Origin of the sequence: Alicyclobacillus hesperidum subsp. aegles (assembly GCF_027923525.1) — a bacterium.
GTDB classification, from domain to species: domain Bacteria; phylum Bacillota; class Bacilli; order Alicyclobacillales; family Alicyclobacillaceae; genus Alicyclobacillus; species Alicyclobacillus aegles.
Genome location: NZ_BSBJ01000045.1, coordinates 1 through 281 on the forward strand (window position 1 = coordinate 1; position 281 = coordinate 281).

At 59.8% G+C, this 281-nt stretch carries 1 rRNA gene; it reads left to right on the forward strand.

Features of this window, described 5'->3' with window-relative positions:
* Positions 1-281, forward strand: a 23S ribosomal RNA gene (locus QMF38_RS09630); the annotation flags it as partial.

The following is a 281-nucleotide window of genomic DNA, read 5'->3' on the forward strand; positions in this document are numbered from 1 at the left end:
TTCCTGTACCACCGAGAGCGATTGAGCGAAGGGGTGACGCAGGAGGATGAGGGAAGCGGCCGGATGGAAGAGGCCGTCCAAGCAGCGAGCGAGGGATGTAGTGAAATGCGCATCCTGGGAATCGTGAGCTGTGAAGGGGAGGGAAGCACAGTACCGAAGTCCCAGAGTTCACACTGCCGAGAAAAGCCTCTAGCGATGCAGCAGGTGCCCGTACCGGAAACCGACACAGGTGGGCGCGTGGAGAACACGAAGGCGCGCGGGAGAACTCTCGTTAAGGAACT